Consider the following 2525-nt stretch of genomic DNA (forward strand, 5'->3'; position numbering starts at 1 on the left):
GTCGACGCCGGTGGGGCGGTTCGCCTCGCCGGCCAACATCTACTGAGCGCTCTGGAGCACCGGCTGGTCGTGACCTTCGATGTGGACCAGCTGCTCGACTACCGGTCCCGACGACCCGCCATGATCTTCGTTGAGGACCACTGGGAACACTACGAAGAACCCGTGCTCGGGCTGTATGCGCTGAACGACAGTGCCGGCACCGCGTTCCTGCTGCTGTGCGGTCCAGAGCCCGACCTGCAGTGGAAACGGTTCACCGCCGCGGTGCGCACCGTCATGACGCGCCTGGGCATCCAGGTGACGGTGGGCCTCAACGCGATCCCGATGGCCATCCCGCACACGCGCCCATGCGGGCTCACCGCCCACGCGACCCGACCGGGCCTGGTCACCGGGTACGAGCCATGGCTGCGACGGGTACAGGTACCGGGCAGCGCCGGCCACCTGTTGGAGTACGAGCTGGGACGCGACGGCCGCGACGCGATGGGTTTCGCCGCCCACGTCCCGCACTATCTTTCTCAGACCGACTATCCCGATGCCGCCGAGACGCTGCTCACGGCGGTGTCCAAGGCGACCGGTCTGCTCCTGCCGCTGGACGAGTTGCGCACGGCGGCAGCGGCCGTCCGCGACAACGTCAACCAGCAGCTGGAGGACGGGGGTGAAGCCGCCGCACTCGTCCAAGCGCTCGAGGAACAGTACGACGCGTTCATGCGCGGCCGCGAGAGCACGAACCTACCGGCGGCTACGACCGGGCCACTGCCCACAGCCGATGAGCTCGGTGCCGCGTTGGAACGGTTCCTGGCCGAGCAGGCCGAGCCCGGTGGCCCACCCACACCGTGATCCACCCACACCGTGACCCACGCGGAGCAGGCAGCGGTCATCACCCGCCGGTCGCAGCTGGCCGGTCATGGTAGATGTCGATCTGCTCGGCGGCATTGATCGAGGACTTGGCCGGCGGCAGGAATCCGAGCCGGACGATCTGGCGTGGGGTGAACGTGTCGAGGAGCCAGTCCGTCGCGACCCGCGTCTTGTTGGTCAGGCAGGGTAGCGCCCACAGGTGGTATGCGCGGGTCGCCACCGCGGCAGGCACCCCGGACATCGCGATTCCGAACGGATCGGCCACGGCGTCGGTCCCGCCGAGGTCGACGACGAAACCGAGGTTACGGTGCCGGTAGGGCTTCGCCGTCCCGTGACCGAGCGAGGCGGCGATGCTGCGCCCGGCGGCAACTCCCTGGCGGATGGCGTGTTGGGCGGTCTGCCCCGCCGGCTGACAGCCCTGGGTCACGTCGGGCACGGCCGCGGCGTCCCCGAGAGCGAACACCCCCGCGACATCAGGCACCTGGAAGCGGGCGTCCACCACTAGGCGACCATGCTGGGTCGGCAGGCCCAGCGTGGATATCAGCGGGCTGGGAGCCACCCCAGCGCACCAGACGAGAGTGTGGGCCGCAACGCTCTCGCCGTCGGTGAACCGGACGCTGTCGGCGCTCACCTCCGAGATGGACGTCCGCAGCCGCACCTCGACCCCCCGCTTGGCAAGGACCCGTGCCGCTCCCTTACTGAGTGCCTCGCCCAGCTCGGGCAGCACCCGCGGTGCCAGATCGAGGAGAATCCAGCGGATGTCGCGCGCGGTCAGGCGTGGGTACTGACCCACCGCCCGCCTGCTGAACTGCATCATCTGAGCGGCGAGCTCGGTCCCGGTGTACCCGGCTCCGACGACCACGAAGGTGCACCGCGCCCGGCGCACCGCCGGATCGTCGGAGGCGTCGGCATACTCGAACTGGTGCAGCACATGATCGCGTAGGTAGACGGCTTCCGCCAGGTTCTTCAGACCGAGCGCGTGATCGGTCAGGCCCGGGATGTCGAATGTGCGCGTCACCGCCCCGGGCGTCAGTACAAGGCGGTCCCAGCCCATCGTCGCGTGGGTGCCGTCTGACTGGCGGATCGTGATCGTACGGTTCGGAAAATCGACCCCGACCACGTGGCCGAGCGTCAGTGTGGCCCGCCGCAGCATTGCCCTGATGGACACCGCCAGATGACGCGGCTCGGCCTCGGCGGTCGCCACCTGGGGCAACAGCGACGTGTAGAGAAGATGGTCGACCGGGGACACGACGACGAGCTCAGCGGCGTCCACGGGCAGTCGCCGCTCCAGCTGCCGCAGCACGGACAAGCCCGCGAAGCCACTGCCGACCACGACGATGCGAGGGCGCGCTGCCCGCGTCCCGTCGCTTCCCGCACCGGGAGCACCGCTGCCAACCGTAGCGCTGGCACCCCGCCGGGTACGGACGTTGTCAAGCCAGGTGGGGAGCACGTTGTCGGGCACGATCTACCTCCAACACGTCAGGAGATCAAGTGGAGCAGCGTCGCCTCCCGCGAGTCGTTCCAGCTACAGCGACCGATAAACCGGAATCCCACCTCTGTGTAACCACAACCTCTACAACAGGTGAACACGGGTGGCGAGGACGGTGTGGCGAGGACGAAATCGAACCGCCGGCACTGACGACACCCGCAGCGCCCAACTGGCCGATTGCCCA

2 protein-coding genes are annotated in these 2525 nt (G+C 68.8%); one reads left to right on the plus strand and one right to left on the minus strand.

Going from position 1 to position 2525, the window contains the following annotated elements; all coding sequences use genetic code 11:
• Positions 1-834, plus strand: an 834-nt coding sequence (locus U9980_RS19710) for a PAC2 family protein (RefSeq protein WP_322769270.1), incomplete at its 5' end; no start/stop codon positions are given.
• 40 nt (positions 835-874) lie between these two features.
• Here the strand turns inward: U9980_RS19710 and U9980_RS19715 are convergent.
• Positions 875-2314 carry an NAD(P)/FAD-dependent oxidoreductase gene (locus U9980_RS19715; protein WP_322769271.1) on the minus strand — a complete coding sequence of 480 codons (1440 nt, stop codon included), beginning with the start codon at positions 2312-2314 and terminating at the stop codon, positions 875-877.
• Positions 2315-2525 lie beyond the last annotated feature (211 nt).

Source organism: Protofrankia sp. Cr1, assembly GCF_963555865.1.
Classification (GTDB): domain Bacteria; phylum Actinomycetota; class Actinomycetes; order Frankiales; family Frankiaceae; genus Protofrankia.